Origin of the sequence: Pseudomonas sp. N-137, assembly GCF_034555295.1 — a bacterium.
Classification (GTDB): domain Bacteria; phylum Pseudomonadota; class Gammaproteobacteria; order Pseudomonadales; family Pseudomonadaceae; genus Aquipseudomonas; species Aquipseudomonas rhizophila.
Genome location: NZ_JAXUDQ010000011.1, coordinates 101,308 through 127,630 on the forward strand (window position 1 = coordinate 101,308; position 26,323 = coordinate 127,630).

Annotated in this window: 23 protein-coding genes and 1 pseudogene; 10 read left to right on the forward strand and 14 right to left on the reverse strand. The window is 60.8% G+C overall.

Features of this window, described 5'->3' with window-relative positions:
- Window position 1 precedes the first annotated feature (1 nt).
- The 8 genes from T3A99_RS12955 to T3A99_RS12990 all read right to left on the reverse strand — a co-directional run bounded on the left by T3A99_RS12955 (window position 2) and on the right by T3A99_RS12990 (window position 12,317).
- Window positions 2-814 carry a crotonase/enoyl-CoA hydratase family protein gene (locus T3A99_RS12955; protein ID WP_047226600.1) on the reverse strand — a complete coding sequence of 271 codons (813 nt, stop codon included), beginning with the start codon at window positions 812-814 and terminating at the stop codon, window positions 2-4.
- A 248-nt stretch (window positions 815-1,062) separates the two neighbouring features.
- The gene (locus T3A99_RS12960) at window positions 1,063-2,538 is read right to left on the reverse strand and encodes an efflux transporter outer membrane subunit (protein ID WP_160892590.1); all 1,476 of its coding nucleotides are present in this window, start codon (window positions 2,536-2,538) and stop codon (window positions 1,063-1,065) included.
- Window positions 2,535-5,639, reverse strand: coding sequence for an efflux RND transporter permease subunit (locus T3A99_RS12965; RefSeq protein WP_047226602.1), 3,105 nt, complete (start codon window positions 5,637-5,639; stop codon window positions 2,535-2,537). Before T3A99_RS12965 ends, T3A99_RS12960 begins: the two co-directional genes overlap by 4 nt.
- Before the next feature lie 103 nt (window positions 5,640-5,742).
- Window positions 5,743-8,838, reverse strand: coding sequence for an MdtB/MuxB family multidrug efflux RND transporter permease subunit (locus T3A99_RS12970; RefSeq protein WP_322834433.1), 3,096 nt, complete (start codon window positions 8,836-8,838; stop codon window positions 5,743-5,745).
- A complete protein-coding gene (locus tag T3A99_RS12975; RefSeq protein WP_322834434.1) occupies window positions 8,835-10,151 on the reverse strand; it encodes an MdtA/MuxA family multidrug efflux RND transporter periplasmic adaptor subunit in 1,317 nt (438 codons plus the stop codon). Before T3A99_RS12975 ends, T3A99_RS12970 begins: the two co-directional genes overlap by 4 nt.
- Before the next feature lie 177 nt (window positions 10,152-10,328).
- Entirely contained in the window at window positions 10,329-10,829 is a 501-nt protein-coding gene (gene tpx / locus T3A99_RS12980) for a thiol peroxidase (protein ID WP_047226605.1), read from the reverse strand.
- A 200-nt stretch (window positions 10,830-11,029) separates the two neighbouring features.
- A complete protein-coding gene (locus tag T3A99_RS12985; RefSeq protein ID WP_047226606.1) occupies window positions 11,030-11,701 on the reverse strand; it encodes a DUF3313 domain-containing protein in 672 nt (223 codons plus the stop codon).
- A 121-nt stretch (window positions 11,702-11,822) separates the two neighbouring features.
- Window positions 11,823-12,317 carry a hypothetical protein gene (locus T3A99_RS12990; RefSeq protein ID WP_322834435.1) on the reverse strand — a complete coding sequence of 165 codons (495 nt, stop codon included), beginning with the start codon at window positions 12,315-12,317 and terminating at the stop codon, window positions 11,823-11,825.
- A 293-nt stretch (window positions 12,318-12,610) separates the two neighbouring features.
- Here T3A99_RS12990 and T3A99_RS12995 point away from each other — a divergent pair, with 293 nt between their 5' ends.
- Window positions 12,611-13,996 (forward strand): hypothetical protein, encoded by a 1,386-nt coding sequence (locus tag T3A99_RS12995; protein ID WP_274091307.1) that lies wholly within the window; start codon window positions 12,611-12,613, stop codon window positions 13,994-13,996.
- A 60-nt stretch (window positions 13,997-14,056) separates the two neighbouring features.
- The gene (locus T3A99_RS13000; protein WP_052915293.1) at window positions 14,057-14,980 is read left to right on the forward strand and encodes a hypothetical protein; all 924 of its coding nucleotides are present in this window, start codon (window positions 14,057-14,059) and stop codon (window positions 14,978-14,980) included.
- Between the two features lie 21 nt (window positions 14,981-15,001).
- On the opposite strand, the pseudogene T3A99_RS27865 reads toward T3A99_RS13000, so the two are convergent.
- From T3A99_RS27865 to T3A99_RS13020, 5 genes and pseudogenes are all read right to left on the reverse strand, one after another.
- Window positions 15,002-15,085 (reverse strand): annotated as a pseudogene (locus T3A99_RS27865) (GNAT family N-acetyltransferase); the annotation flags it as partial.
- Window positions 15,045-15,185 (reverse strand): hypothetical protein, encoded by a 141-nt coding sequence (locus T3A99_RS13005; RefSeq protein WP_416221555.1) that lies wholly within the window; start codon window positions 15,183-15,185, stop codon window positions 15,045-15,047. The pseudogene T3A99_RS27865 and the gene T3A99_RS13005, both read right to left, overlap by 41 nt.
- A gap of 193 nt (window positions 15,186-15,378) precedes the next feature.
- Window positions 15,379-16,176, reverse strand: coding sequence for a transglutaminase family protein (locus tag T3A99_RS13010; RefSeq protein ID WP_047226610.1), 798 nt, complete (start codon window positions 16,174-16,176; stop codon window positions 15,379-15,381).
- The gene (locus tag T3A99_RS13015) at window positions 16,173-17,123 is read right to left on the reverse strand and encodes an alpha-E domain-containing protein (RefSeq protein ID WP_047226611.1); all 951 of its coding nucleotides are present in this window, start codon (window positions 17,121-17,123) and stop codon (window positions 16,173-16,175) included. Before T3A99_RS13015 ends, T3A99_RS13010 begins: the two co-directional genes overlap by 4 nt.
- A gap of 3 nt (window positions 17,124-17,126) precedes the next feature.
- Entirely contained in the window at window positions 17,127-18,536 is a 1,410-nt protein-coding gene (locus tag T3A99_RS13020; protein ID WP_047226612.1) for a circularly permuted type 2 ATP-grasp protein, read from the reverse strand.
- A 686-nt stretch (window positions 18,537-19,222) separates the two neighbouring features.
- Between T3A99_RS13020 and T3A99_RS13025 the strand changes: the two genes are divergently transcribed.
- From T3A99_RS13025 to T3A99_RS13055, 7 genes are all read left to right on the forward strand, one after another.
- Entirely contained in the window at window positions 19,223-19,813 is a 591-nt protein-coding gene (locus T3A99_RS13025) for an amino acid synthesis family protein (protein ID WP_047226613.1), read from the forward strand.
- Between the two features lie 45 nt (window positions 19,814-19,858).
- The gene (locus T3A99_RS13030; protein WP_107322612.1) at window positions 19,859-20,692 is read left to right on the forward strand and encodes an alpha/beta fold hydrolase; all 834 of its coding nucleotides are present in this window, start codon (window positions 19,859-19,861) and stop codon (window positions 20,690-20,692) included.
- Entirely contained in the window at window positions 20,689-22,170 is a 1,482-nt protein-coding gene (locus T3A99_RS13035; RefSeq protein WP_107322613.1) for an aldehyde dehydrogenase, read from the forward strand. The genes T3A99_RS13030 and T3A99_RS13035 overlap by 4 nt, the downstream gene beginning before the upstream one ends.
- Before the next feature lie 12 nt (window positions 22,171-22,182).
- Window positions 22,183-22,668 (forward strand): flavin reductase family protein, encoded by a 486-nt coding sequence (locus tag T3A99_RS13040; protein ID WP_047226616.1) that lies wholly within the window; start codon window positions 22,183-22,185, stop codon window positions 22,666-22,668.
- Between the two features lie 116 nt (window positions 22,669-22,784).
- On the forward strand, window positions 22,785-23,174 hold the full coding sequence (locus T3A99_RS13045; RefSeq protein ID WP_047226643.1) for a carboxymuconolactone decarboxylase family protein: 390 nt from the start codon (window positions 22,785-22,787) through the stop codon (window positions 23,172-23,174).
- 75 nt (window positions 23,175-23,249) lie between these two features.
- Window positions 23,250-24,002, forward strand: a complete 753-nt coding sequence (locus tag T3A99_RS13050; protein WP_047226617.1) for a GntR family transcriptional regulator — start codon at window positions 23,250-23,252, stop codon at window positions 24,000-24,002.
- A 2-nt stretch (window positions 24,003-24,004) separates the two neighbouring features.
- A complete protein-coding gene (locus tag T3A99_RS13055) occupies window positions 24,005-24,568 on the forward strand; it encodes an NUDIX hydrolase (protein WP_047226618.1) in 564 nt (187 codons plus the stop codon).
- A gap of 6 nt (window positions 24,569-24,574) precedes the next feature.
- On the opposite strand, the gene T3A99_RS13060 is transcribed toward T3A99_RS13055, so the two are convergent.
- Window positions 24,575-24,868, reverse strand: coding sequence for a DUF1330 domain-containing protein (locus T3A99_RS13060; protein WP_047226619.1), 294 nt, complete (start codon window positions 24,866-24,868; stop codon window positions 24,575-24,577).
- A gap of 68 nt (window positions 24,869-24,936) precedes the next feature.
- On the opposite strand from T3A99_RS13060, the gene ribBA reads away from it, so the two are divergent.
- On the forward strand, window positions 24,937-26,046 hold the full coding sequence (ribBA, locus tag T3A99_RS13065; protein ID WP_076385081.1) for a bifunctional 3,4-dihydroxy-2-butanone-4-phosphate synthase/GTP cyclohydrolase II: 1,110 nt from the start codon (window positions 24,937-24,939) through the stop codon (window positions 26,044-26,046).
- Window positions 26,047-26,323 lie beyond the last annotated feature (277 nt).

The window sequence follows — 26,323 nt, forward strand, 5'->3', positions numbered from 1 at the left end:
ATCAATCCTGAAATTCAGGTTTCTGTTTGCTCATATGGGCGGCCATGGCCACGCGCAGGTCGGTCGATTGCAGCATGGCGGCGTTCCAGGTGGCGACGTATTCCAGCCCGTCGTCGATGCGGTGGTCGCGCATGTAGCTGATCATTTCCTTGGTACCGGTCACGGCGATCGGCGACTTGGCGGCGATTTCCCGAGCGATGCCCATGACACCGTCAAGCAGGCTGGCGGTATCACTGTAGACACGATTGACCAGGCCGATGCTGCGCGCTTCGTCGGCACCAAAGGTGCGCCCCGTATAAGCGAGTTCACGCAGCATGCCGTCCCCGATGATCCGGGGCAAGCGTTGCAATGTGCCAACATCGGCCGCCATGCCGATATCGATTTCCTTGATGGAGAACTGTGCATCCTCGGCGGCATAACGCATGTCGCAGGCTGAAATCAGGTCGATGGCGCCGCCCAGGCAATAACCCTGGATAGCGGCAAGCACCGGTTTGCGACAGTTGTCCACGGCGTTGAACGAGGCTTGCAGTTGCAGGATCTTGCGGCGCAACAGGCGTGCGTTGCGGCCCACGTCCTTGCCCAGCTCATTGGCGACGGCGGCCAGCATCATCAGGTCGATGCCCGAGGAGAAGTGTTTGCCGGCCCCGCTCAATACCACCACGCGCGCTTCGTCGGTGTCGTCGATCCATTGGAAGATTTCGACGATCTCGCTCCAGAACGCGGCGTTCATTGCATTGATCTTGTCCGGTCGATTGATCTGCACATGGGCGATATTGTCTGCAAGTTCGACGGTGAACGCTTGGTATTGCGACATGGCAGTGATCCTTTACCGGCTGAAAAAGAGGCCTGAACTATAACAAGTCAACGCACCGGGTCGTAGACAGTGCATCGGCCAAAAGCGGGACCTGGCGACCGGTCAGGTAAAGATGTCTCTGTGGCGAGGGGATTTATCCCCGTTGGGGCGCGAAGCGGCCCCTGCATCCCGACAGAGGTATTTGGGGTCTGCTGCGCAGCCCAGCGGGGATAAATCCCCTCGCCACAGGGATCACCTTCAATCACGGATTATTCACTCACCTGCATCTGCCCATCCCACCCACCACCCAATGCGGCGATCAGTTGCACACTCGCGATCAACCGGCTCTGCTGCAAGGTCAGCACACTGCGTTCATTACTCAGCGCGGTGGCCTGGACCGTGACGACATCCAGGTAGGCGATCAGCCCTGCCCTGTACTGGTTCTGGGTCAGGCGCAAGGATTCGCGGGCGGCATCCAGGGCCTCCTGGCGCACGCGGGCTTCGTCTTCCAGGACTTTGAGCTGGATCATGTAATTTTCCACTTCGCGAAAACCGTCGAGCACCGTCTGACGATAGGTGGCGACCGTCTGGTCGTAGGCCGCGACGGTGCGGTCGACTTCCGCCGAACGCTGGCCGCCATCGAACAACGTCATCGCCAGCTGCGGTCCCACCGACCAGAAGCGATTCGGCACACTCACCCAGTTATCGTAGGTACTGCTGCTGTAACCGCCGCTCAAGCTCAGGGTCAGGTCCGGGTAATAGGCGGCCTTGGCCACGCCGATGTTGGCGTTGGCGGCCATCACCGAACGCTCCGCCGAGGCAATGTCCGGCCGGCGCTCAAGCAACTGCGAGGGCAGCGCCACGGGGATTTGCGGAAGGGTCGGGATGTCCTGGGTTTCTGCCAGGCTGAATTCGGCCGGCGGCAGGCCGATCAGCACGGCGATGGCGTTTTCAAATTGAGCGCGTTGCCAGATCAGGTCGATCAACTCGGCCTGGGTAGTCTTGAGCTGAGTCTGCGCCTGAGCCACCGCGTCCCTGCCGGATACGCCCGCGCGGTATTGGTTTTCGGTCATCTTCAGCGAACGCTGATAGTTGTCCACGGTGGTCTGCAACAAGCGCTTCTGCTCGTCGATCACCCGCAATTGCAGGTAGTTTTGCACCAGTTCCGATTGCTGGCTCAGGCGCATGGCGGCCAGATCGGCGAAGCTGGCTTCGGCGCTGGCTTCATTGGCTTGCAGAGTGCGACGCAACTTGCCCCAGACGTCCGCCTCCCAACTGACACCGGCCTGGGCGCTGTAGGTGTCGCGGATGCCACTGGCCGAACTGCTCAGGCTCGAATTACTGCTGCCGGTGCCCTGGCTGGAGCGGTTCTTGCCGACGGTCAGTTCAACGGAGGGGAAGAACGCGCCCCGGGCACTGCGAACCAAGGCCTGGGCCTGACGGTACTGGGCTTCGGCCTGGGCCACGGTCTGGTTGGAGGTGTTGAGTTTCTCCACCAGGCCATTGAGCCGGGCATCGCCGTACAACTCCCACCAGGCACCCCGAGCCAAGGCGTCGCTAGGATTGGCCTGGCGCCAACCCTCAGCCTCCTTGTACTGCACGGGCGCCGCGGCCACCGGGCGCTGGTAATCCGGGCCGATGGCGCAGGCGCTGAGCATCGCCACGCACAGCGTCAGGCTCAGCAGCCGCGAGCCACGGGCGGTCGCCAGCGGTGCGACAAGATTGAAAAGCGAACGGTCGGTCATAGCGGAGTTTCCAGGGCAGCATCAGTGCGCACGCCGCGCCAGCGGTTGAAGCGATGGCGCAGTTTGTCGAGATAAAGGTAAACCACAGGCGTGGTATAGAGGGTCAGGATCTGGCTGAACACCAGTCCGCCGATGATGGTCAGGCCCAGCGGCTGGCGCATCTCAGAGCCTTCGGCACCGCCAAGCAATAGCGGCAAGGCACCGAGGATCGCCGCCAGCGTAGTCATCAGAATCGGCCGCAAGCGCAGCAGGCAGGCGTTGCGGATCGAGTCCTGCGGCGACTGCCCGCCGCGCTCCAGTTGCAACGCCAGGTCGATCATCAGGATCGCGTTTTTCTTCACCACGCCAATCAGCAGGAACAACCCCAACAACGAGATCAGGCTGAACTCGCCGCCCAACAAGTAGATCGACAGCAGTGCGCCGACACCGGCCGACGGCAAGGTGGACAGGATGGTCAGCGGATGAATGTAGCTCTCGTACAACACACCCAGCACCAGGTACACCGCCAGCAATGCACCCAGGATCATGAACGGCTGGCTTTTCTGGGTTGCCGCGAACGCATCGGCGGTGCCGGCCATTTTTGCGATGATGTCTTCGGGCATCCCGAGCCTGGCAATTGCCCGCTCGATGGCGGCCGTGCCCTGCTCCACCGTCACACCCTCGGCCAAATCGAACGATATGTCCTCGGAGGCGAACTGACCCTCATGGCTGACCCGATCATCCTCCAGGCTGCTCTCATAATGCGCGATGGTCGACAGGGGCACCCGCGCGCCGTCAGCGGTAATGACCTGGACCTGATCGAGGGTGCTCGGGTCCTGGGCGTACTTGGGGTTGACCTCCATCACCACCTGATACTGGTTGAGGCTGTCATAGATGGTGGATATCTGCCGCTGGCTGTAGGCGTTGTTCAACACCGAGGTGACCATATCCATGTCGATGCCCAGGCGCTTGGCCTGGTCACGGTCCACCACCAGCGTGATCTGCTGGGCGCCGCCGCCGTCGCGAGCGTCGATAGCGGTCAGCTCCGGCAAGGCCCTGAAGGCCGCCGCGACTTTGGGGTACCACTGACGTAGCGACGCCAGGTCACCGCTCTGCAGGATGTAGGAATACTGCGAGGTGGTCTGCTCACGTCCACCACCAAACTGCAGATCCTGGTCGGCCATCAGCATCAAGCGGCCACCCGGCACCAGGGGCATCTCCTTGCGCAAGCGCTCGATGACTTTCTGCGCGGAGATACCACGCTCGTTGATCGGTTTGAGGCGTACCAGCATGAAGGCATTGTTGGTGCCGTTGTTGCCGCCGATGAACCCCGCCACGCTTTCTACGGCTTCATCCTTCAGCACGGCGCGACGAAAGATTTCCATCTTCGGCTGCATGACGTTGAACGAGAGTCCGTCGTCGCCGCGCACGAAACCGATCAACTGGCCGGTGTCCTGCTGAGGCATGAAGGTTTTCGGCACCACCACGTAGAGCGCGATGTTCACCCCTATGGTCACCAGCAGGCTCAGCAAGGTCAGGCGCCGATGGCGCAGCACCCAGTCCAGGCTGCGCGCGTAACCACGCACCATCCGCTCGTTGAGGCGCCGGCTCCAGCGCTGCAAGCGATTCTCCTGCCCCGGCACGTGGGGCTTGAGCCAGCGAGCGCAGAGCATCGGCGTGAGGGTCAGCGACACCACCAGCGAGACCACGATGGCCGCCGCCAGGGTGATGGAGAACTCGCGAAACAGGCTCTCGATAATCCCGCCCATGAACAGGATCGAGAGAAACACCGCCACCAGTGAGACGTTCATCGACAGCAGCGTAAAGCCCACCTCTTCGGCGCCCAGGTAGGCCGCCTTCATCGGCGGGACGCCTTCGTCGATGTGCCGGGAAATGTTCTCCAGCACCACGATGGCGTCGTCCACCACCAGGCCGGTGGCGAGGATCAACGCCATCAACGACAGGTTGTTCAGGGAGAAGCCGTAGAGGTACATCACCGCAAACGTACCCACCAGGGACACCGGTACCGCCAGGGTCGGGATCAGTGAGGCGCGAAAGTTGCCCAGGAACAGGAACACCACCAACACCACCAGGGCCACGGCAATCAGCAGGGTCATTTCCGCCTCGTGCAGCGTGGCCTTGATCACCGGTGAGCGGTCCATGGCCAGGTTCAGCTTGACGCTGGCCGGCAGCACGGCCTGCAACGCCGGCAGCTGGTTCTTGATCTCATTGACCGTCTCGATGATGTTGGCGCCAGCCTGACGGTTGATCACCAGCAGCACGGCTGCGTCATCGTTGAAGAAACCGCTGTTGTAGCGGTCTTCGACGCCGTCGGTGACTTTTGCTACGTCCTTGAGCCGCAGCACCGAGCCGTCCTGGTAACGGATGATCAGCGTTTCGTAGTCCTTGGCCTTCTCCAACTGATCGTTGGCCTGGATTTGCCACATGCGCTGTGCGTCCTCGACCGAACCCTTGGGCCGGCGAACGTTGCTGTCGGCAATGGCGCTGCGCACATCATCCAGGGCTACGCCGTACTGGTTGAGCAGTTGCGGCTCCAGTTCGATGCGCACCGCCGGCAAGGAACTGCCACCAATCTGTACCTCGCCCACGCCCGACACTTGGGACAGGCTCTGGGAAAGGATGGTTGAAGCCAAATCGTAGAGCTGGCCCTTCTCCAGCACATCCGAGGTCAGCGACAGCACCATGATCGGCGCCTGGGACGGGTTGACCTTCTTGTACGTGGGCATGCTGCGCATGCCGCTGGGCAACAGGTTGCGCGAGGCATTGATGGCCGCCTGCACTTCCCGCGCCGCGCCGTTGATGTCGCGGTCCAGGTCAAATTGCAGGATCACCCGGGTAGAGCCCTGGCTGGACCGGCTGCTCATGGTGTTGACCCCGGCGATGGCGCCAAAGGAACGCTCAAGCGGCGTTGCTACCGTCGACGCCATCACCTCGGGGCTGGCCCCCGGCAAGTTGGCCTGGACCACGATCACCGGAAAATCCATCTGCGGCAACGGTGCAACCGGCAGCAAGCCAAAGCTCACGCCACCGAGCAGCATGATTGCAAAGCTCAGCAGCATGGTCGCTACGGGGCGGCGGATGAAAGGGCCGGAGAGGTTCATGGGTGACCGCTCCAAGCTTCAAGCTGCAAGCTGCAAGAGAAAAGCAAGTCGTGCACAGGCTTTAGCTTGTCGCTTGCTGCTGGAAGCTTGCCGCTAGATACCGTCATACCCGCGCCTCTTCCCCATCAGGCTTGGCAAAGCGGCGCCCCAGGCGGTCGAAATACAGGTAAATCACCGGCGTGGTGAACAACGTCAGCACCTGGCTCACCAACAACCCACCCACCATCACCAGCCCCAAAGGCTGGCGCAGTTCGGCGCCGGAGCCAGTGGCGAGCATCAGTGGCACCGCACCGAACAGGGCCGCCAGTGTGGTCATCAGGATCGGCCTGAAACGCAGCAACGCGGCCTGGTAGATGGCCGTCTGCGGGTCCATGCCCTGGTTGCGCTCGGCGTCGAGGGCGAAGTCGATCATCATGATCGCGTTTTTCTTGACGATGCCGATCAGCAGGATGATGCCGATGATCGCGATCATGCCCAGGTCATTGCCGCTGATGATCAGCGCCAGCAAGGCGCCGATGGCCGCCGAGGGCAATGTGGAGAGAATCGTGATCGGGTGGATGTAGCTCTCGTACAGAACGCCGAGCACGATGTACATGGTCACCACCGCCGCCAGGATCAGCAGCAAGGTACTCGACAGCGAGGCCTGGAACGCCTGGGCCGCGCCCTGGAATTGGGTCTGCACCCCGACCGGCATGCCAATGTCCTGCTGGACCTTCTCGATCACGTCCACCGCGTGCCCGAGGGCTACATCGGGCGCCAGGTTGAACGACATCATCACCGCCGGGAACTGGCCGATGTGAGCAATGGCCAACTGGGCCTGACGCTCCTCGACGCGGGCCAGACTCGACAGCCGCACCTGGCCGCCATCGGTGGTCTTGACGTGAATCTGATCCAGCGCCTGCGGCCCGATGCGCTCCCCGGCCTGGGCCTGCAACACCACCCGATACTGGCTGGCCTGGGTGTAGATGGTGGAAATCTGCCGCTGGCCGAAAGCGTCATACAGTGCATCGGTGATGTCCGACACCGATACGCCCAGGCGAGACGCGGCGTCGCGGTCGATCACCAGGTAGACCTGCAGACCTTTGTCCTGCAAGTCGCTGGCGACGTCGGTCAACTCCGGCTGCCGGGCCAAGGCTTCGACAAGGCGATCGCTCCAGAGGCTAAGCAACTCGGCATCCGGCGAAGACAGGCTGAACTGGTACTGGGTGCGGCTGACCCGGTCTTCGATGGTCAGGTCCTGCACCGGTTGCATGAACAGGCGGATGCCCACCAGCCGGTCCAGTTGCGGCTGCAAGCGGGCGATGATTTCGGTGGCGCTGTCATCCCGTTCGCTGTGGGGCTTGAGATTGATCAGCAAGCGACCACTGTTGAGCGTGGCGTTGTCGCCGTCCACGCCGATGTAGGAAGACAGGCTCTGCACCGCTGGATCGGCCAGGATCACCTTGGCCAGCTGCTGTTGGCGCTCGCTCATGGCGGCGAAGGAAATCGACTGTGGCGCCTGGGAAATACCCTGGATCACCCCGGTGTCCTGCACCGGGAAAAACCCCTTGGGCACGGCCAGGTACAACACCACCGTCAGCACCAGGCTGCCCACGGCAACCAGCAGGGTCAGCGGCTGATGCTTGAGCACCCACTGCAACTTGCGACCGTAGGCGGCGATCATCCAGTCGATCCAGGCGCCGCTGGCGCGGTAGAAACGCCCCTGCTCCTGCTCTTTGGGTTCGCGCTTGAGCAACCGGGCACACATCATCGGCGTCAGGGTCAGCGACACCACAAGAGAGATCAGGATCGCCACCGCCAGGGTGATGGCGAACTCGCGGAACAAGCGCCCAACCACGTCGGCCATGAACAGCAACGGGATCAACACCGCGATCAGCGACAGCGTCAGCGAAATCAAAGTGAAGCCAATCTGCTTCGCGCCCTTGAGCGCGGCCTGCATGGGGCTTTCGCCCTCCTCGATGTAGCGGGCAATGTTTTCCAGCATGACGATGGCATCGTCCACCACAAAACCGGTGGCAATGGTCAGGGCCATCAGCGTCAGGTTGTTGATGGAAAAACCGGCCAGGTACATCACGCCGAACGTGCCGATCAGCGACAACGGTACAGCCACCGACGGAATGATCGTGGCACTGACCCGACGCAGGAACAGGAACGTCACCATGACCACCAGGGCGATGGCGATCAGCAGTTCATGCTGTACGTCGGTGACCGAAGCGCGAATGGTCTGGGTGCGGTCAGTCAGCACCGTAACGTCCAGGCCGGCCGGCAGGTTGTCGGTAATGCTCGGCAGCAAGGCCTTGATCCGGTCTACCACCTCGATGACGTTGGCCCCCGGCTGGCGCTGGATGTTCAACAACACGGCCTGATTTTCGTTGGCCCAGGCGGCAAGGCGTTCATTCTCGGCGCCATCGACGATCTGCGCGACATCCTTGAGGCGCAACGGAGCGCCGTCGGCATAGGCGAGGATCAGCTCGGCGTAGTCCTTGGGTGAGGTCAACTGATCGTTGGCATCGAGCATCGAGACCCGGGTCGGTCCGTCGAAGTTGCCCTTGGGCTGGTTGACGTTGGAGGCGCCGACCAGGGTGCGCACGTCCGCCAGGTTCAGACCTGCGGCTGCCAGGGCCTCGGGATTGACCTTGATCCGCACAGCCTGGCGCTGACCGCCGGCGATCGAAACCATGCCGACCCCGCTGATCTGGGCGATTTTCTGCGCCATGCGGGTGTCCACCAGGTCATTGAGCTTGGGCAGCAACATGGTCTTGGAGGTGATCGCCAGGGTCAGCACCGGGGTGTCGGCCGGGTTGACCTTGTTGTACACCGGCGGGGCCGGCAGATCGTTGGGCAGCAGGTTGGTGGCCGCGTTGATCGCCGCCTGCACCTGTTGCTCGGCGACATCCATGTTGATGTCGAGGCTGAAACGCAGGGTAATCACCGACGCGCCGCCGGAGCTGGTGGACGCCATTTGCGTCAGGCCCGGCATCTGCCCGAACTGCCGTTCCAGGGGGGCGGTCACGGCGCTGGTCATCACGTCGGGACTGGCGCCCGGGTACAGGGTCATCACGCGGATGGTCGGATAATCGACCTGGGGCAATGCTGACACCGGCAGCAACCGATAGGCGATCAGACCGGCCAGCACGATGGCCAGCATGCTCAGGGTGGTGGCGACCGGGCGAAGGATGAACAGACGCGAGAGGTTCATGCGCCGCCCTTTTTCGCCTTGTCGGCCACGGCCGGTTCAGCCGGGGCCGCCGCCGTTTTGCCCTGCAGGTGTTCGGTCGGCGTGGTGGGCACGTCCTGGCTGTCGTTGACCACATCCACCTCACTGCCTTCCTTCAGGCGATCGGTGCCTTCTAGCACTACTCGATCACCTGCGGCCAGGCCTTCGGTGACTACGGTGTGTTCGCCGTCGCTGGCGCCGATCTTCAGCTTTCTGATGGTGACTTTTTTATCGCCATCCAGGGCGTAGACGAAGGTGCCGTTGGTGCCGAACTGAATCGCAGCGGTCGGCGCCAGGACTACATTTTTGAGGGTGTCGGCCAACAGATGCACATTGACGAACTGGTTGGGGAACAGCGACTGGTCGCGGTTATCGTAGCGAGCCTTGAACTTCAGGGTGCCGGTGGTGATGTCGATCTGGTTGTCCAGGCTTTGCAGTACACCGCTGGCCTGCAGCTTCAGGTCACTACGGTCCCAGGCTTCCACTGGCAGCTTCGCCCCGCTGCGATAGCGGGCAAGCACGGTATCCAGGTTGGTTTCCGGCAGCGTAAACACGACGCTGATGGGTTGCGTCTGGGTGATGACCGCCAGCGCGGTAGTGTCGTTGGCGGCCACCAGATTGCCAACATCCAGTTGCCGCAAACCGACCCGGCCGGAGATCGGCGCCCGGATCCTGGTGAACTCCAGATTGAGCTTGGCGTCGTTGACTGCCGCCTGGTTGGTCTTGACCGTGCCCTGGTACTGGCCCACCAAGGCGGCGGCGGTATCGAGGGTCTGTTTGGCGATGCTGTCCTCGGCATACAGGCCACGATAACGCTCGAGGTCTACCTGGGCATTTTTCAGTTGGGCCTGATTCTGCAGCAGCGTGCCTTCGGCCTGGAGCAAGGCGTTCTGGTATGGACGCGGGTCGATTTCAGCCAGCAGGTCTCCAGCCTTGACCATTTGCCCTTCTTCAAAGGCGATCTTGACCAGCTCGCCACCCACCCGGCTGCGCACGTTGATGGTATTGAGGGCCGTGACGGTGCCCAACGCCTTGTAGTAAAGCGGAAAATCACCGGTGACTGCCGGCGCTACCCGAACCGGTACCGGCCCTGTCGCCCCCCCAAACCCTGGCCGCATCCCGCCCGACCGCCCCGCCTGTTCAGCAGGCGCTTTTTGCCCTACTCCGGGCTTTTGGTCCGTCCCGGCGGGCCAGAACTTCCAGGCCAGCGCCGCGACGATCAATACGACGACCAGGCCAAACAGCCAGCGACGGGATTTGTGGGAAACAGAGGATTGCATGGAATGATCAACCATTGGGCGCGTGGGCTTCTTTTACGGGAGGCTGAACGATAAGCACTGGCGGGTATTTAGCAAAGCGCCTTTACCGGCAATTTACCTTGGGCTTACCTATCGCGTAGTTGGCTAAGGTCTTGAAGCACAAATGAAAACGGCCTGGACAAGGCCAGGCCGTTAACAATTGTAATAAATACTTTATTTCAGTACAGCTAGAGCAGCGTCGTAGTTGGGCTCTTCAGCGATTTCCTTGACCAGCTCGCTGTGCAGCACGTTGTCGTTTTCGTCGAGCACCACCACGGCACGGGCGGTCAAGCCTTTGAGCGGGCCATCAGCAATCGCCACGCCATAGTTCTCGATGAACTCACTGCCGCGCAGGGTGGACAGGTTCTGGACATTTTCCAGGCCTTCGGCACCGCAGAAACGCGCCTGGGCGAACGGCAGGTCAGCCGAGATGCACAGCACCACGGTGTTGCTCAGTTCGTTGGCCTGGGCGTTGAACTTGCGCACGGAGGTGGCGCAGGTCGGGGTATCGACGCTTGGGAAAATGTTCAGCACTTTGCGCTTGCCGGCGAAATCCTTCAGGGAAACGTCGGACAGATTGCCGGCTACCAGGGAAAAGGCTGGCGCCTTGGAACCGGCTTGTGGCAACTGGCCGTTGACTTGAACCGGGTTGCCTTTGAGGGTGACTTGAGCCATGAACGGATTCCTTCTGACAGGTTTGAAAATGGTGAGGCCGGAGTTAACCATGAAATGGTTCTGCGACCTATGGTTGGACATAAAAAGTCATGGCTTGGCGGTGTAAGAGCTATCGAGTGCAACGAGGCTGCGACCTTTGCTAATGAAGTCTAGAGAGAAAGATCGCAGGCTTCGCCAGCGCCTACAGCGACGCCTGTGGGCTATTTAGCCTTGAGCTTCAGAAACGACTGATGCAAGTCCGCCGCCCAACCATCGATCACACCTTTGACATCATCGGGCTTCATCACCTGGGCTTCGTTGGACAACGGCTTACCCGTGCCCTTGCGCACCACCTGGGCGACCACTGCATTGTTGCCACCGTCGAGGAATACCGCTTCAGTACCCAAGGTGGTTTCCTGGTCGCGAATACCGCTGGCGGTACTGACCGCGGCCGCCACCAGCGCGATCGGAATCACTTCATAAGGCTTCAGGCCCTCGGTCTTGCTGCTGACGGCGGTGATGGCCGCGCGCATCACCAGTACTCCGGGCCCAGGGCCGGTCGCCAGGGGCAGGGATTTGCCCGCTTCCCGCTTGAGCGCCTGATCGTAGTAACCGGTAATGCCGGACAAGGTGGCCTGGGGGATCTTCACGGTCGGCTGCGGCTTGGGGTAAAGCTGTGTCGGCTCGACGTAAAGGCTGGTGTATTTGCTCAGGTCTGCCGTGGGATCAACCCAGCGCATCACTTCGGCCCCCGACGGCGACTTCTCCTCCTTGAGCCGGCTGTAATCACCCAGAAAGCCGGAGTACTCATCCGGTTGGGTGATCTTGCTGGAGCAACCCGCCAGGGCAAGCGAGGCCATGCACACGGTGCCAATCATTGACGCAAACTTCATGCTGTCACTCCTGTAAGCCACACGAAACGGGGCCGGGAATTACAGGTATAGCCAATGGGCGCGGTTTTGCCTGCTCCGACAGGAACAAGTCACTGGGCAAGCCCTTTGCTCGCCACCGCCTTCAGCCGCGCTCGCGGGGTATCAGGCTCTGCAATTGCTGCGCGAGGAAGTCCGCGTCGAAGGTAAAAGTATCCGGATCCTTCAACCCGTTGGTTCGACGCCATTGCCACTGCAACGAAGGCGGCAGGCAAACCAGCGAGATGCTGCCGTAACGCGTTGCAGTCAGCCCCATGATCGCCAGGGAAATCTGCCCGCCGGCCCCCATTACATCGGGTATGAATTCCACCGGCTTGCCAGTGATGGACAGTGTCAGCTTTTCTGTCTTGAAGCCGGAGGTTTCTGCCGGAACACTCGGCCCGTGGGCCACATACGCCTCACGGGTCAGCGTCAGAAGGCCGGGGGCCAGGACCGGCGCCAGCCATTGCTCGATCTGCGCGTACAACGCCTCGATCTGTGCGGCCCACACCGCCGCTTGCGCCTCGTGCTGTTGCTTCTTGTGCGCTTCGCTGTCTGCGTAGTGACGAAGCATCTCACCCAATTGCTTTACATCGTCCATGCGCTGTTCCTCGATTCAAGGGGTGCTGCCAAGCTGGATGATGACAGGTTCAAGACGCAGGCGTACGCAAAACCCGCCTGGCCCGTCACGCGCGGCATACATAGTCGTGCGTCAGCACCTTTGCCGCAGATAAGGAATACCTCCGGGAAATCCGATGAGTGGAGAGGTTTTTCTCTGGTTTCTTCGCCTCACCTGTCAGGAATGACAGTAGTCAAAGCCGCGGGCGGGAGGTTTGATGAAGCGAACCGCCAAGACGATAACTCCGACGACGCTTGGCAAGAGGAGGACGCGCCATGACCAGCCTGAGCCCGGACAATGAAATCGAAGTCATCAACCGTGTCATCATCATCGGGATGGTGACGGTTGAACACCCAGCAAACCCGCACGGCGGTATCCCGCTTCGTTTGCTCGCCAATGGATTGCTGCCATTGCTGGTGGAACCCTGGACCCAACAGGCCGAATATGACGACGCCCGCATCTTGCTGAGCAATTCCGACATCCCCGTGCTGAACAAGACCATTATGCCGGGTGAAGTGAATCAGCCATTCACGCTGAACCTGCCGGAAGCCCTGTTGAGCAACGGCATCAACCAGATACGCCTGAGCGTACTGCGTGTAGGTCAGACGATTCCCGAAACATCACAGTCATTGGACGTGCTCTTCCACCGGCCACGGCCGGGGGGCGAAGTCTCGACCCCAGGCGACAATCCCAACCTGACCCTCACCCTGCCCTCCGAGGTCATCACCAAGGGGGTGGATGCGGCAATGGCCAGCCAAGGGGTGATCCTTACCATCCGCTATCCCTACATGAGGGAAAAAGACGTTATCACAGTGGACCGTGACAGCCAGGAAATGACGCGCACCGTAAGCGCTACCGAGGCCGCTGCCGGCAGCGTGGACATCATTCTGCGGACCGCCGACTTCTGGCAAGACAATCCCCGGTTCGCTTTGCGGTTCAGAGTAACTGACCTGCTGGGCAACTCCAGCGGCCCGCAGGCGATATGGTCAAGGACCACCTACATCGATGTGCACATTCGCCAACCGGCACTCGACCTCACCAAACCCAGGGTCCTGGAGGCCAGGGAGCTCAATGGCGAGCGCCTGAATTTCGAGAGGGATTTCTATGACGCGCAATTCGCCAACGTCGAAGTGAACTACATCGGTTCGGCTCCGGGGCAGGACGTAAAAGTGTATTGGGTTGGGCGTAACTCCACCTGGGGCAGTGAGATCCAGACGGTATCGGTTGCTGGTCAAACGTTGAGATTCCAGGTACCCAGAAACGAAGTGGTGGATTGCATCGGCACCGGTGCGGAGGTCTATTACACCGTCAGAGCGCCTGGCACCACTACGGATATTCCATCGAGAGACCTGGACATTACGGTCACGCCACAAAAATACACGCTACGGGAACCGACGCTGGACGGCAGCAAAACCAATCTCCGGGCCTATCATCCAGCCCTGCTCACCGCGCATACCGCACGAATGGCGCTGTTTGGCGTGACGGCCCGCTACGGTGAGGAAATTCGGATAACAGCCGGTACCAGCCAAACCGACCTGTCCGTGCCCCCTGCCTGGATAGCGGAAAACCGCGGGAAGCCCATCATGGTCAACTGGACACTCCGGGAAACCGGCACCGGCACGCCGATCATCTTTTCATGGTTTCTGAGATTGATCGCCTGACTCGGTTTTTCAGCTAACCAACGGTTTTGACGCTGCTTTTCCATTGCAGGAGGACGTACCGTGCGTAAATTAATGGGGTTGCTGTTAATCACGTTGATGGTCGGGTGCGCACAAGTCACGACAGCACCGCCTGCCCCCATCACAATCAACGGAGTCCAGGTACTCGATGGGCCTGAGACCGCCAGTTTCCTGACCACGCTTTACCATCGCAAATTTCCCAACTGCAACAATTCCGACTCGCAACCCTCGTTCCTCTGCTCGGGTGTCACCCTCAGGGTGACGGTAAAAGACCCCGAAGAACAATACAAAGTCTGGGACCCCAGCCCAACCTCAATAACCAGTGGCGGAGTGTCTTTCTCTTATCTACGGGCAGACGCCAATTTCGGGCGGCTGGCGTGGGGCCACGGCAACGGCCTTATCCTCTACCCCATCTTCGGCGCACCGCCTGACAAGATTGACCTGGACTATCTGTGCTCATACCCGATGGATGCCTGGACCTGGCACCGTACCAGCCCTTGTGGCCACCACGTGGACTATCCCGCGTTAAGCCAACTCTGCCATCTGGCCGGCGTGACCACTGCGCAACAATGGCTGGGCATATGGACTATGCCGGGGGGTAATGAACACCTGCGCCAATGCGGATTCGATGTCAACGATGACCGCAATCAACTGGCCGGACCGGCGTTCTACGCCTCGGTGCTGGGCAAGGTCCTGATAGGGGCGAGAGGATTCGCTGAGCATAACGAGATCATCATCAAGACCTGGACACCAGGACGGCCAAACACTTTCCCCATCATGGCGTTCTTCTTTGTTGCAGGAGGCACCAACGAGGGGTTGCCCGACGCTCGCTACAACCAACGCGACTTTTATAACTCCACCAATCCGAAAATTGTCGTGCCGATCATTCGTCTGACACCTGCCAACAGTGCCACCGAAAGCGCCACGTTCACCTACGTCGCGTCCGATCAGGCGGTGACTCAGTGATTCGTTCGTGCTGGGACCTACTCAGCGCAACCGCGCCATCGCCAGGGTGTCCAACCATCGCCCGTCACGCACGGCGTAGTCGCGCAGCAGGCCTTCGGTTTCGAAGCAACATCTGACGGGCGACCGCCGGGTCGTTGTAGAGCGCGGTGCCCCCACCGATATGAGCTTCATTGAAGCGAGTGAGGCTGATCGAATGCTCGGACATGCGGCTCCTCCCTGGAGACCTGAAAAGGCCGTTCACTATAAGCCAGCGAACATTCAGGTATCCAGGGCCAAGCCTGTGGGAGCAAAGCTTGCTCGCGATTGCGGTGATCCGATTGCATCAATACTGACTGTGCCGCCGTCTTCGCGAGCAAGCTTTGCTCCCACATGGGGTTGGGCTTGAGTGCTCTCCTCGCCTACTGATGCTGCACCTGAACCATTGAGTTCACCTGCACCCGCGCGTGCATCTGCTCTGCCCCGCCACCGCGGCGCATGCCGCGTACCGGACAGGCGTCGAGGTAGTCCAGGCCGACCGCCAGTTTCAAATGCCGATCCGGACAGGTCAGGCGATTGGTCACGTCGAAGCTGTACCAGCCGTCCTCCAGCCAGGCTTCAGCCCAGGCATGGCTCGCCAGATGACTTTCATCTTCGGTGCACAGGTAACCGGAGACATAGCGCGCCGGAACCCCCAGGCTACGCGCGCAGGCCAGAAATGCGTGGGTATGATCCTGACAAACCCCCACGCCCCCGGCGAAGGCTTCGGCGGCGGTACTGCTGACCTCGGTCGTGCCCGGGCTGTAGGGCATGCGTGCAGCCAGGCCGTTCATCAAATCGGTCAGTGCCGAGCGATCACGTCGGGCTGCGCATTGCTCCACAGCAAAGGCCGCGAGAGCATCATCGGCCTGGGTGAGGCGGCTGGGGCGCAGAAATGGCAGCGGTGACTGGCTGTCCGGCTCCATCTGCACCGCCTGATGGATTTCCACCTCGCCATAAGCCGTGAGCACCAGAGCGCCATGGGGCTCGTCCATGGTCATCACATGCAGGATATTGCCGTAGGGATCGAGCTGGCTGCGCACCAGACGTGGCAATTCCAGATGCCATTGCAGGATGCGTTGACGCTGAGTGTCCTTGGGGGTCAAGCGCAGGAACTGGATGCTGGTGCACACTTCATCGGCATAGCTATAGGTCGTGTCGTGGCGTATGGAAAGTTTCATACCACCTCCAGATAAGACTCGTGAACGGTCTGGCCCAGGTGGCGAATCTGGCCAATGAGGTCGGTCAGCCATTGATGCAGGCCCGATGCCAGGATCTCGTCGATGCCGGAGTAACGCAGCCGCGCGTTCAGTTCAGCGGCCAGGCGTTGGGCCGGGCGGCCATTGTTGCCCGGCAGGCTGGAGAGGATCTGGTCCAGCTCCTCAATACAGGCATGCAACGAGCGCGGAACGTCGGCGCGCAGCAGCAACATTTCCGAGACCTGCTCGGCGTTGGGCGCATTGCGGTAGATCTCGTTGAACGCTTCAAACGAAGACAACGCCCGCAGCAAGGCGCTCCACTGGTAATAACCGCGTGCCGAGTTGTCGCTGACCTCTTCCGACTCCTCACCAAACATTTCGTAGCGGGCGTCCAGCAGACGCAGGGTGTTGTCCGCCCGCTCGATAAAGGTTCCCAGACGAATGAATCTATAGGCATCGTTGCGCATGATGGTGCCCGACGTCGCGCCACGGAACAGGTGCGAGCGCTCCTTGACCCATTCACAGAAGTGGCTGATGCCGTAGCGGCCCAGACCATTGCTGGCAATGTTGCGCATCTCCAGCCAGGTGGCGTTGATGTTCTCCCACATATCGGCGGTGATGCGTCCACGCACCGCATGGGCATTGGTCCGCGCCGCCCGCAGACAGCTGTAGATGCTTCCTGGGTTGGTTTCGTCCAGTGCGAAAAAATGCAACATACGTTCGGTGTTCAGCGCGTCATAACGGGCGTTGTAATCGTCCAGCGTGCCGGCCGCCAGCAACGACATCGCCAGCTCGGCATGCCCGTCGCTGCGCCCGGCCTGGGGCATGAGCGACAGCGAGTAACTGACTTCGAGCATGCGCGCCAGGTTCTCGGCGCGCTCCAGGTAGCGGGACATCCAGTAGAGGTCCGAAGCGGTTCTTGAAAGCATGTCTTAGTCCTCCACTACCCAAGTGTCTTTGGTGCCGCCACCCTGGGACGAATTGACCACCAGCGAGCCGTCGCGAAGTGCCACGCGGGTCAGCCCGCCGGGCACCAGGCGGGTTTCCTTGCCCGACAACACGAACGGACGCAAATCGATGTGGCGCGGGGCGATACCGCTCTCGACGAAGGTCGGGCAGGTGGAAAGGCTCAACGTCGGTTGGGCGATGTAGGCTTCGGGGCGGGCCTTGAGGCGTGCGCGGAAGTCTTCGATCTGCGCCGCTGTAGCTGCCGGCCCTACCAGCATGCCGTAACCGCCGGAACCCTGGGTTTCCTTGACCACCAGGTCAGGCAGGTTGGCCAGCACGTGGGACAGATCCTGAGGCTTGCGGCACTGCCAGGTCGGCACGTTCTTCAGAATCGGTTCTTCGGTGAGGTAAAAGCGGATCATCTCGTCGACGTAAGGGTAGATCGATTTGTCATCAGCCACGCCCGTGCCCACCGCATTCGCCAGCACCACGTTGCCTGACCGGTAAACGGCGATCAGTCCGGGAACGCCCAACATGGAGTCTGGGTTGAACGACAGCGGATCGAGGTAATCGTCGTCAAGGCGGCGATAGATCACATCCACCTGCTGGGGGCCTGCGGTGGTGCGCATGTAGACATGGTCGTCGCGCACGAACAGATCGGCGCCCTCCACCAGTTCCACCCCCATTTCACGGGCCAGGAACGCATGTTCGAAATAGGCACTGTTGAAACGACCGGGGGTCAGCACCACGGCGGTCGGGTTGTCCAGGGGGCTTGAACTCTTGAGGGTGTCGAGCAACAGATTCGGGTAGTGATCGATGGGCGCCACGCGCTGGGCGGCGAAGAGCTCGGGGAACAGGCGCATCATCATCTTGCGGTCTTCGAGCATGTAGCTCACGCCGCTGGGCGTACGCAGGTTGTCCTCCAGCACGTAATAACTGCCGTCACCGTCGCGAACCAGGTCAACACCGGCGATGTGGGCATAAATGCCTCGGTGCAAGTCCAGGCCTTGCATCGCGATTTGATAACCCTCATTGGCGAGCACCTGCTCGGCCGGAATGATTTTTTCCTTGAGGATCCGCTGCTCATGGTAGATGTCGGCCAGAAACATGTTCAGGGCCTGGACCCGCTGAATGCAGCCACGCTCGACCATCTTCCATTCGCTGGCCTTGATGCTGCGAGGAATGATGTCGAACGGAATCAATCGTTCGGTACCCTGCTCGTCACCGTAAAGGGTGAAGGTGATACCGGCTCGATGAAACAGCAGATCGGCTTCGCGACGACGCTGTTCCAGCAACTCCAGCGGCGTGTCCGCCAGCCAGCGTGAGAAGGCTTGATAGTGCGGGCGGCAGTCACCCTTTGCATCATACATTTCATTAAAAAAAGCTTGGGGCATAGCCAACTCCCAGCCGCGTTCTACACGGCATTTTTTATCACTTCGTCATTCCAATGGTCCGGCCTTGCTTTGTTTTAATGAGCCCTGTTTTTCTGAGTACCTCGATTGCACCGGTCTCTGATCTGGCCTTTGCGTCTGGATGACGTGCGCCCCCTGATTAAATCTGCGCCGTGAATGCTCCTCTGATAACCCCGCGCTGTAGTGGCCTACTTTCTTGAGCTCTAGCAAAGGCTGTGCCTAAGCCCGGTGCACCAGGACATTGCTGGAGAAACCGTCGTAGATGTACGCCCCCGCGATATTTAGTTTCATTTTTGCGACATACGCTCCTTTATACGCTGAAACGTTTATTTCAGCTTTTTCCTACATGCGCCCGAACGAGTCGAATCGGTGCAATAAGTCAGGTAACAGGTCGGTAATGCCCCGAAAGAGGGAAATTTATACTCACCGCCCTTCAGAGCGCTCAAAAGCGACTCTCCTTTTTAAGCAAGAGACTTATCCCGCACTCAGGATTAAAGCACTCATCAGGCAGAGCGCTCAGCGATCACAGCCCCCCCCACGCCCCTCACTATCCGGCTCGGCCATTTGTCGCCTCCCTGCGAACAAACTCAAAGCAGACACTTGCGCCAGTAGTATTATGGTATACCATCATACGCACAGACCAATTCCACCCTCCTACGGAGCAGCTCATGAGTTTCGAAATTCGCAAGATCGTCAGCTATGTCGAAGAAACCTTTATCGAAGGCGGCAAGGCCACCGACAAGCCGGTGACCATGGTCGGGTTGGCGGTGGTGATGAAAAACCCTTGGCTGGGCCGTGGCTTCGTTGAAGACCTGAAACCGGAAATCCGCGCCAACTGCTCCGACCTCGGTGCGCTGATGGTCGAGCGTCTGGTGGGCATCATCGGTGGCGCGGAAAAAATCGAAGCCTATGGCAAGGCCGCGGTGGTGGGTGCCGACGGTGAAATCGAGCACGCCTCCGCCGTGATCCACACCCTGCGCTTTGGCAACCATTACCGTGAAGCGGTGAAAGCCAAGAGCTACCTGAGCTTCACCAATAAACGTGGCGGCCCCGGCACCTCGATCCAGATCCCGATGATGCACAAGGACGACGAAGGTCTGCGCTCGCACTACATCACCCTGGAAATGCAGATCGAGGATGCACCACGCGCCGACGAAATTGTTGTGGTGCTGGGTTGCGCCGATGGCGGTCGCCTGCACCCGCGCATCGGCAATCGCTACATCGATCTGGAAGAACTGGCCGCCGAGAAGGCGCAGTGATCCAGCCTGGGCAACCACTATAAAAAAGGCATGCAGGAGCGCTCCATGATTCGGCTCACCGCTGAACTCACCCCGGCCGGCACCAGTTATCTGGCGACCGGCCAAGGCCAGCCCGTGGTCTTGATCCACGGCGTGGGCCTGAACAAAGAAATGTGGGGCGGCCAGATCGTTGGCCTGGCCACAAAATACCGCGTGATTGCCTATGACATGCTTGGTCACGGGGCCAGTCCGCGTCCCGAAAGCGGCACCGGCCTGCTGGGTTACGCCGACCAGTTAGTGGAGCTGCTCGACCACCTGCAAGTGCCCCAGTCGACAGTGATCGGTTTCTCCATGGGCGGCCTGGTGGCCCGTGCGTTTGCCTTGCATTATCCGCAACGCCTGCAAGGCCTGGTGGTCCTTAACAGCGTATTCAACCGCAGCGCCGAGCAGCGTGCCGGGGTCATCGCCCGCACCGCCCAGGCCGCCGAACATGGCCCGGACGCTAACGCCGAGGCCGCGCTGTCACGCTGGTTCAGCCGCGAGTATCAGGCCGCCAACCCGGCGCAGATTGCCGCCCTGCGCCAGACCCTGGCAGGAAATGATCCTCAGGGTTACCTGACCACCTATGAACTGTTTGCCACCCAGGATATGTACCGCGCCGACGACCTGGGCAGCATCACGGTGCCAACGTTGATTGCCACCGGCGAACTGGACCCGGGCTCGACGCCGGAAATGGCCCGTGAACTGGCCGAGCGAATTCCCGGTGCAACGGTTGCCGTGCTTGACGAGCAGCGGCATATGATGCCGGTAGAATCGCCGCGCCTGGTCAACCAGTTGCTGCTGGAATTTCTCGACAGCGCAAATACCCGACAAAATCCAATAAAGGGGATCGTTGCATGACACTCGCACGCTTTTCGATGTGCATCGGCGGTGAATGGGTCGATGCCCTGTCCGGCAAGACTTTCGAAAGCCTGAACCCGGCCCTGGCCAAGCCCTGGGCCGAGTTGCCCGATGCCGACGAAGCCGATGTCGAGCGCGCCGTGCAGGCTGCACAGACGGCGTTCGAAAGTCCTGCCTGGCGTGGCTTGACCGCCACCGCTCGCGGCAAACTGCTGCGGCGTCTGGGCGACCTGATCGCTGAAAACAAAGAACAACTGGCCCAACTGGAAAGCCGCGACAACGGCAAGCTGATCCGTGAAACCCGCGGGCAGGTCGGTTACCTGCCGGAGTTTTTCCATTACACCGCGGGTCTGGCCGACAAACTTGAGGGCGGCACCCTGCCCCTCGACAAACCGGACCTGTTTGCCTACACCGTGCACGAAGCGATGGGCGTCGTTGCAGCGATCATTCCCTGGAACAGTCCGCTGTACCTGACCGCGATCAAGCTAGCCCCGGCGCTGGCGGCCGGCAACACCATCGTGATCAAACCCTCCGAGCACGCTTCGGCCACCATCCTGGAGCTGGCTCGCCTGGCCTTGGAAGCCGGAATACCGCCGGGAGTGGTCAATGTCGTCACCGGCTACGGCCCGAGCACCGGCGCCGCCCTCACCCGTCATCCGCTGGTGCGCAAGATCGCCTTCACCGGTGGCGCCGCCACGGCCCGGCATGTGGTGCGCAGCAGTGCTGAAAACTTCGCCAAGCTGTCGCTGGAGCTGGGCGGAAAATCACCCAATATCATCTTCGCCGACGCCGACCTGGACAGCGCCATCAATGGCGCGATAGCCGGGATCTACGCCGCATCGGGACAGAGTTGCGTCTCTGGTTCGCGACTGCTGGTGCAGGATGAAATCTACGATGAGTTCGTCTCGCGCCTGGTAGAGCGGGCCCAGCGCATCCGCATCGGCAACCCTCAGGAAGATGCCAGTGAGATGGGCCCGATGGCCACCGCGCAGCAACTGGCAGTGGTCGAAGGTCTGGTGGCCGACGCTATCGCTGAGGGCGCTCGTCTTCGCTTGGGCGGCAAGCGCCCAGCGAACCTGGGCGAAGGCTGGTTCTACGAGCCGACCCTGTTCGAATGCGACCGCAACTCCATGAAGATCATGCAGGAAGAAGTGTTCGGCCCGGTGGCGTCGGTCATTCGTTTCAAGGATGAAGCCGAGGCATTGGCGATTGCCAACGACTCGCAGTTCGGCCTCGCCGCCGGTATCTGGACCCGCGACCTGGGCCGCGCCCATCGCCTGGCCCGGGACGTGCGTTCGGGGATCATTTGGGTCAACACTTACCGCGCGGTCTCGGCCATGGCGCCCATTGGCGGCTTCAAGAACAGCGGCTACGGACGCGAGAGCGGCATCGATTCGGTGCTCGCTTATACCGAACTCAAAACGGTGTGGATCAATCTCTCTCAGGCGCCCATGCCTGACCCGTTCGTGATGCGCTAGGAGTCCTGAGAAATGATCGAGCCCGGCATTTACAAAGAAGTCATGAGTTCGTTCCCATCCGGCGTCACGGTGGTGACCACCCTGGACCCAGACGGCAATATCGTCGGCATCACCGCCAGCGCCTTCAGCGCGCTGTCGATCGACCCGGCGCTGGTGCTGTTTTGCCCCAACTACGCCTCCGACACCTACCCGATCCTGCGTGACAGCAAACAGTTCGCGATCCACCTGCTGTCCGCCGACCAGACCGCCGAAGCCTATGCCTTCGCCGGAAAAGGCAAGGACAAGGCCAAGGGTATCGACTGGCACCTGAGCGAGCGCGGTAACCCGCTGCTGAGCAAAGCCACAGCGATCATCGAGTGTGAACTGTGGCGCGAATACGATGGTGGTGACCACGCGATCATCGTCGGCGCGGTGAAAAACCTGATCCTGCCCGAGCAGCCGGTGACGCCGATGATCTACCACAAAGGCAAGCTCGGCCCACTGCCGGTGCTGGCCTGAGTCTTCCGGGCGCAGATCCAATGTGGGAGCGCCCCATTTTCTCAGGAGCCGGCATGAGCCAAGCAGACGTGCAACTGCACAACCAACCTCTATCGACGATGTTGAGAGCCACCACGATGAGCAACGACAAATATGAACAAGGCCTGAAGATCCGCACCCAAGTGCTGGGCGAGGACTACGTCAACCGCTCCATCGAGAACGCCGACGATTTCACTCGCCCCTTGCAGGAAATGGTCACCGAATACTGCTGGGGCCATGTCTGGGGCCGTGAGGGTTTATCGCTCAAGGAACGCAGCATGATTAATCTGGCCATGATCTCGGCGCTCAATCGTCCGCACGAACTCAAGCTGCATGTGCGTGGCGCCTTGCGTAACGGCCTGAGTCGTGAGCAAATACGCGAAATTCTGCTTCAGGTCGGCATCTATTGCGGCGTCCCTGCTGCCGTAGACAGTTTCCGGCTCGCCCGTGAAGCCTTCGCCGAAGCCGATGCCGAGGCCTCCAGTTAACCCTCGGCTGTTTGATCTGAGCGGGCAAGCCTCTTGCCCCTTCTGCATGGACAGCCACATTACAGAGCGGACCCGATGAAACGCCTGCCACTCGACGACAGCTTCAAGGTCAATCGCAACCCCGTTACCCTGCGCGAAATCGTGCTGGATAAACTGCGAAGCGCCATCATGAATTTCCAGCTTCTGCCGGGAGATCGTCTGGTCGAACGCGATCTGTGCGATCGCCTGGGCGTGAGCCGCACGTCGGTGCGCGAAGCCTTGCGTCACCTCGAATCCGAAGGGCTGGTGGAATTCGCCGATGCCAAGGGCCCACGAGTCGCGATCATCACGTTGGCCGATGCCGGCGACATCTATGAACTGCGCTGTGTACTCGAGGGTTTGATCGTTCAGCTGTTCACCCTGCGGGCCAAGGCCAAGGACATCAAAGCGCTGGAAAAAGCCCTGGAGGAGAACCGCAAGGCCCTCAAGGACGGCGAACTGCAACAGGTCATCGATTCAGTACAGGGCTTCTACGATGTGCTGCTGGAAGGCTCCGGCAACCATGTTGCCGCCACTCAGTTGCGCCAGTTGCAGGCCCGGATCAGCTATCTGCGGGCGACCTCGGTGTCCCAGCAGAACCGTCGCGGTAGCAGCAACCAGGAAATGGAACGCATGGTCGAGGCAATCAAGAGTGGCGATCCGCTGGCCGCCCACCAGGCTTGTGTCGACCATGTGCGCGCCGCCGCCAAGGTCGCCCTGGAGTACCTCAAGCGCCAGCAGGAAGAAACCGGCGACATCCCTGAAATCACGGCGCCCATCGCCCTCAAAGAACCTCGCATAGGTCGCTGATCATGTTCAGCCCCAGCTTTTGTCCAAGGTGCGGCGGCAGCGACTTGAGTCACCGCCTGCCAGCGGGCGATACCCACGAACGCCTGATGTGCGGTGGCTGTGGCTATATCCATTATGTGAATCCGAAGATCATTGCCGGCTGCATCATCGAGCAGGACGGCAAGTACCTGCTGTGCCAGCGCGCAATTCCTCCGCGCCCCGGCACCTGGACGCTGCCGGCGGGCTTCATGGAGGGCGGTGAGACCACCGAGCAGGCGGCACTGCGCGAAGTCTGGGAAGAGACCGGCGTTCGCGCGGACATTCTCTCGCCCTACTCGATCTTCAGCGTGCCGAAAATCAGCGAGGTGTACATCATCTTTCGCGCCATCGCGCTGGAGATCACTGGCCAGTTCGGCCCGGAAACCCTCGCTTGCCAGTTCTTCGCCCCTGAAGATATTCCGTGGGACAGTATTTACTACCCGGCCATCCGCCAGATCCTCGAACGCTACATCGAGGAACGCCAGGCCGGGGTCTACGGCATCTACATTGGCAACGACGACAGCGGCAAGATTCATTTCATCCGCTGACAGGCCTCAGGGCGCAATACCCTCGACGATGATCACCTCAGCCTTGGCTACGTCCAGGCGATAGCGCTTGGCCGCCTGATACTGCTGCGAGTGATAACAGGCCAGCGCCTGCTCGTAAGAATCGAACTCGATCACCACGCTGCGTTGCGGCGTGGCCCTGCCTTCCATCGCCTTGCTACGCCCGCCCCGGGCCAGCATCCGTCCGCCATACAGAGCAAACGCCGCTGGCGCCCGCTGGGTGTATTGGCTGTATTGATCGGGGTCGGTGACATCTACATGAGCAATCCAGTACGCCTTCATAGTGACCTCTCGGTTTATTTTGTATTATGGTATACCAGGTATTTTAACCTGACACCGAGAATTCCAGCATGGCCTTCAACAGCATCGAAGAAATCATCGAAGACTACCGACAAGGCAAGATGGTGCTCCTGGTTGACGACGAGGATCGGGAGAACGAAGGCGACCTGTTGCTGGCCGCCGACCGCTGCAGCGCCGAAGCCATCAGCTTCATGGCTCGCGAAGCGCGCGGATTGATCTGCCTGACCTTGACCGACGAACACTGTCAGCGCTTGGGCCTGGAGCAAATGGTGCCCAGCAATGGCAGTGTCTTCAGCACCGCCTTCACCATATCCATCGAGGCGGCCGTTGGCGTGACTACCGGCATATCTGCTGCCGACCGCGCGCGCACCGTTGCCGCGGCGGTCGCTGTCGGCGCCGGTCCCACAGACCTGGTGCAGCCGGGCCATATTTTTCCGTTGCGCGCCAAGGAAGGTGGCGTGCTGACCCGCGCCGGTCACACCGAAGCCGGTTGCGACCTGGCGCGCCTGGCAGGCTTCACACCGGCGTCGGTGATCGTCGAAGTGATGAACGACGACGGCACCATGGCCCGCCGTCCTGACCTTGAGATTTTTGCCCACAGGCACGGGATCAAGATCGGCACCATCGCCGACCTGATCCACTACCGCTTGAGCACCGAGCACACCGTGGTGCGCATCGGTGAACGCGAATTGCCCACGGTGCACGGTACCTTTCGCTTATTCACCTTCGAAGACCGCATCGAAGGCGGCGTGCACATGGCGATGGTGATGGGCGATATTCGCCGGGAAGAACCGACCTTGGTGCGAGTGCACGTGATCGACCCGCTGCGGGACCTGGTGGGTGCCGAATACAACGGGCCTTCCAATTGGACGCTGTGGGCGGCCCTGCAACGGGTCGCCGAAGAAGGCTGCGGCGTGGTGGTCGTACTGGCCAATCACGAATCGTCCCAGGCGTTGCTCGAGCGCGTACCGCAGCTGACCCAGCCGCCACGCCAGTTCAGCCGGTCGCAATCACGCATCTATTCTGAAGTAGGCACCGGTGCGCAGATTCTCCAGGACCTGGGCGTCGGCAAGTTGCGGCACCTGGGGCCGCCGCTCAAATACGCGGGGTTGACGGGGTATGACCTGGAGGTGGTGGAGAGTATTCCCTTTACCGGATAAGCATGAGGCATCACCGTCCTCTGTGGGAGCGAGCCTGCTCGCGATAGCGGTAGACCTATCGGTCTCAAATGTTGACTGACACACCGCTATCGCGAGCAGGCTCGCTCCCACAGAGAGTGCAAAAAATCCCGGCCAGACAGATAGCCGGTACGGCAAAATGCTTGCAGAAAGTTTGGAATACCATAATATGATATTCCATAGACCGACCACTCCAGCCAAGTGCGCCCAGCGGGCAAGCACACAAAACCAGCCCTTGGCCCGGTCGCCTGCAAGGCCA

What these genes read in the sequence shown, in the direction of transcription:
- T3A99_RS12955 (WP_047226600.1), bottom strand. Translation starts at nt 814, where the DNA reads ATGTCGCAATACCAAGCGTTCACCGTCGAACTTGCAGACAATATCGCC.
- T3A99_RS12960 (WP_160892590.1), bottom strand. Translation starts at nt 2,538, where the DNA reads ATGACCGACCGTTCGCTTTTCAATCTTGTCGCACCGCTGGCGACCGCC.
- T3A99_RS12965 (WP_047226602.1), bottom strand. Translation starts at nt 5,639, where the DNA reads ATGAACCTCTCCGGCCCTTTCATCCGCCGCCCCGTAGCGACCATGCTG.
- T3A99_RS12970 (WP_322834433.1), bottom strand. Translation starts at nt 8,838, where the DNA reads ATGAACCTCTCGCGTCTGTTCATCCTTCGCCCGGTCGCCACCACCCTG.
- T3A99_RS12975 (WP_322834434.1), bottom strand. Translation starts at nt 10,151, where the DNA reads ATGGTTGATCATTCCATGCAATCCTCTGTTTCCCACAAATCCCGTCGC.
- tpx (WP_047226605.1), bottom strand. Translation starts at nt 10,829, where the DNA reads ATGGCTCAAGTCACCCTCAAAGGCAACCCGGTTCAAGTCAACGGCCAG.
- T3A99_RS12985 (WP_047226606.1), bottom strand. Translation starts at nt 11,701, where the DNA reads ATGAAGTTTGCGTCAATGATTGGCACCGTGTGCATGGCCTCGCTTGCC.
- T3A99_RS12990 (WP_322834435.1), bottom strand. Translation starts at nt 12,317, where the DNA reads ATGGACGATGTAAAGCAATTGGGTGAGATGCTTCGTCACTACGCAGAC.
- T3A99_RS12995 (WP_274091307.1), top strand. Translation starts at nt 12,611, where the DNA reads ATGACCAGCCTGAGCCCGGACAATGAAATCGAAGTCATCAACCGTGTC.
- T3A99_RS13005 (WP_416221555.1), bottom strand. Translation starts at nt 15,185, where the DNA reads ATGTCCGAGCATTCGATCAGCCTCACTCGCTTCAATGAAGCTCATATC.
- T3A99_RS13010 (WP_047226610.1), bottom strand. Translation starts at nt 16,176, where the DNA reads ATGAAACTTTCCATACGCCACGACACGACCTATAGCTATGCCGATGAA.
- T3A99_RS13015 (WP_047226611.1), bottom strand. Translation starts at nt 17,123, where the DNA reads ATGCTTTCAAGAACCGCTTCGGACCTCTACTGGATGTCCCGCTACCTG.
- T3A99_RS13020 (WP_047226612.1), bottom strand. Translation starts at nt 18,536, where the DNA reads ATGCCCCAAGCTTTTTTTAATGAAATGTATGATGCAAAGGGTGACTGC.
- T3A99_RS13025 (WP_047226613.1), top strand. Translation starts at nt 19,223, where the DNA reads ATGAGTTTCGAAATTCGCAAGATCGTCAGCTATGTCGAAGAAACCTTT.
- T3A99_RS13030 (WP_107322612.1), top strand. Translation starts at nt 19,859, where the DNA reads ATGATTCGGCTCACCGCTGAACTCACCCCGGCCGGCACCAGTTATCTG.
- T3A99_RS13035 (WP_107322613.1), top strand. Translation starts at nt 20,689, where the DNA reads ATGACACTCGCACGCTTTTCGATGTGCATCGGCGGTGAATGGGTCGAT.
- T3A99_RS13040 (WP_047226616.1), top strand. Translation starts at nt 22,183, where the DNA reads ATGATCGAGCCCGGCATTTACAAAGAAGTCATGAGTTCGTTCCCATCC.
- T3A99_RS13045 (WP_047226643.1), top strand. Translation starts at nt 22,785, where the DNA reads ATGAGCAACGACAAATATGAACAAGGCCTGAAGATCCGCACCCAAGTG.
- T3A99_RS13050 (WP_047226617.1), top strand. Translation starts at nt 23,250, where the DNA reads ATGAAACGCCTGCCACTCGACGACAGCTTCAAGGTCAATCGCAACCCC.
- T3A99_RS13055 (WP_047226618.1), top strand. Translation starts at nt 24,005, where the DNA reads ATGTTCAGCCCCAGCTTTTGTCCAAGGTGCGGCGGCAGCGACTTGAGT.
- T3A99_RS13060 (WP_047226619.1), bottom strand. Translation starts at nt 24,868, where the DNA reads ATGAAGGCGTACTGGATTGCTCATGTAGATGTCACCGACCCCGATCAA.
- ribBA (WP_076385081.1), top strand. Translation starts at nt 24,937, where the DNA reads ATGGCCTTCAACAGCATCGAAGAAATCATCGAAGACTACCGACAAGGC.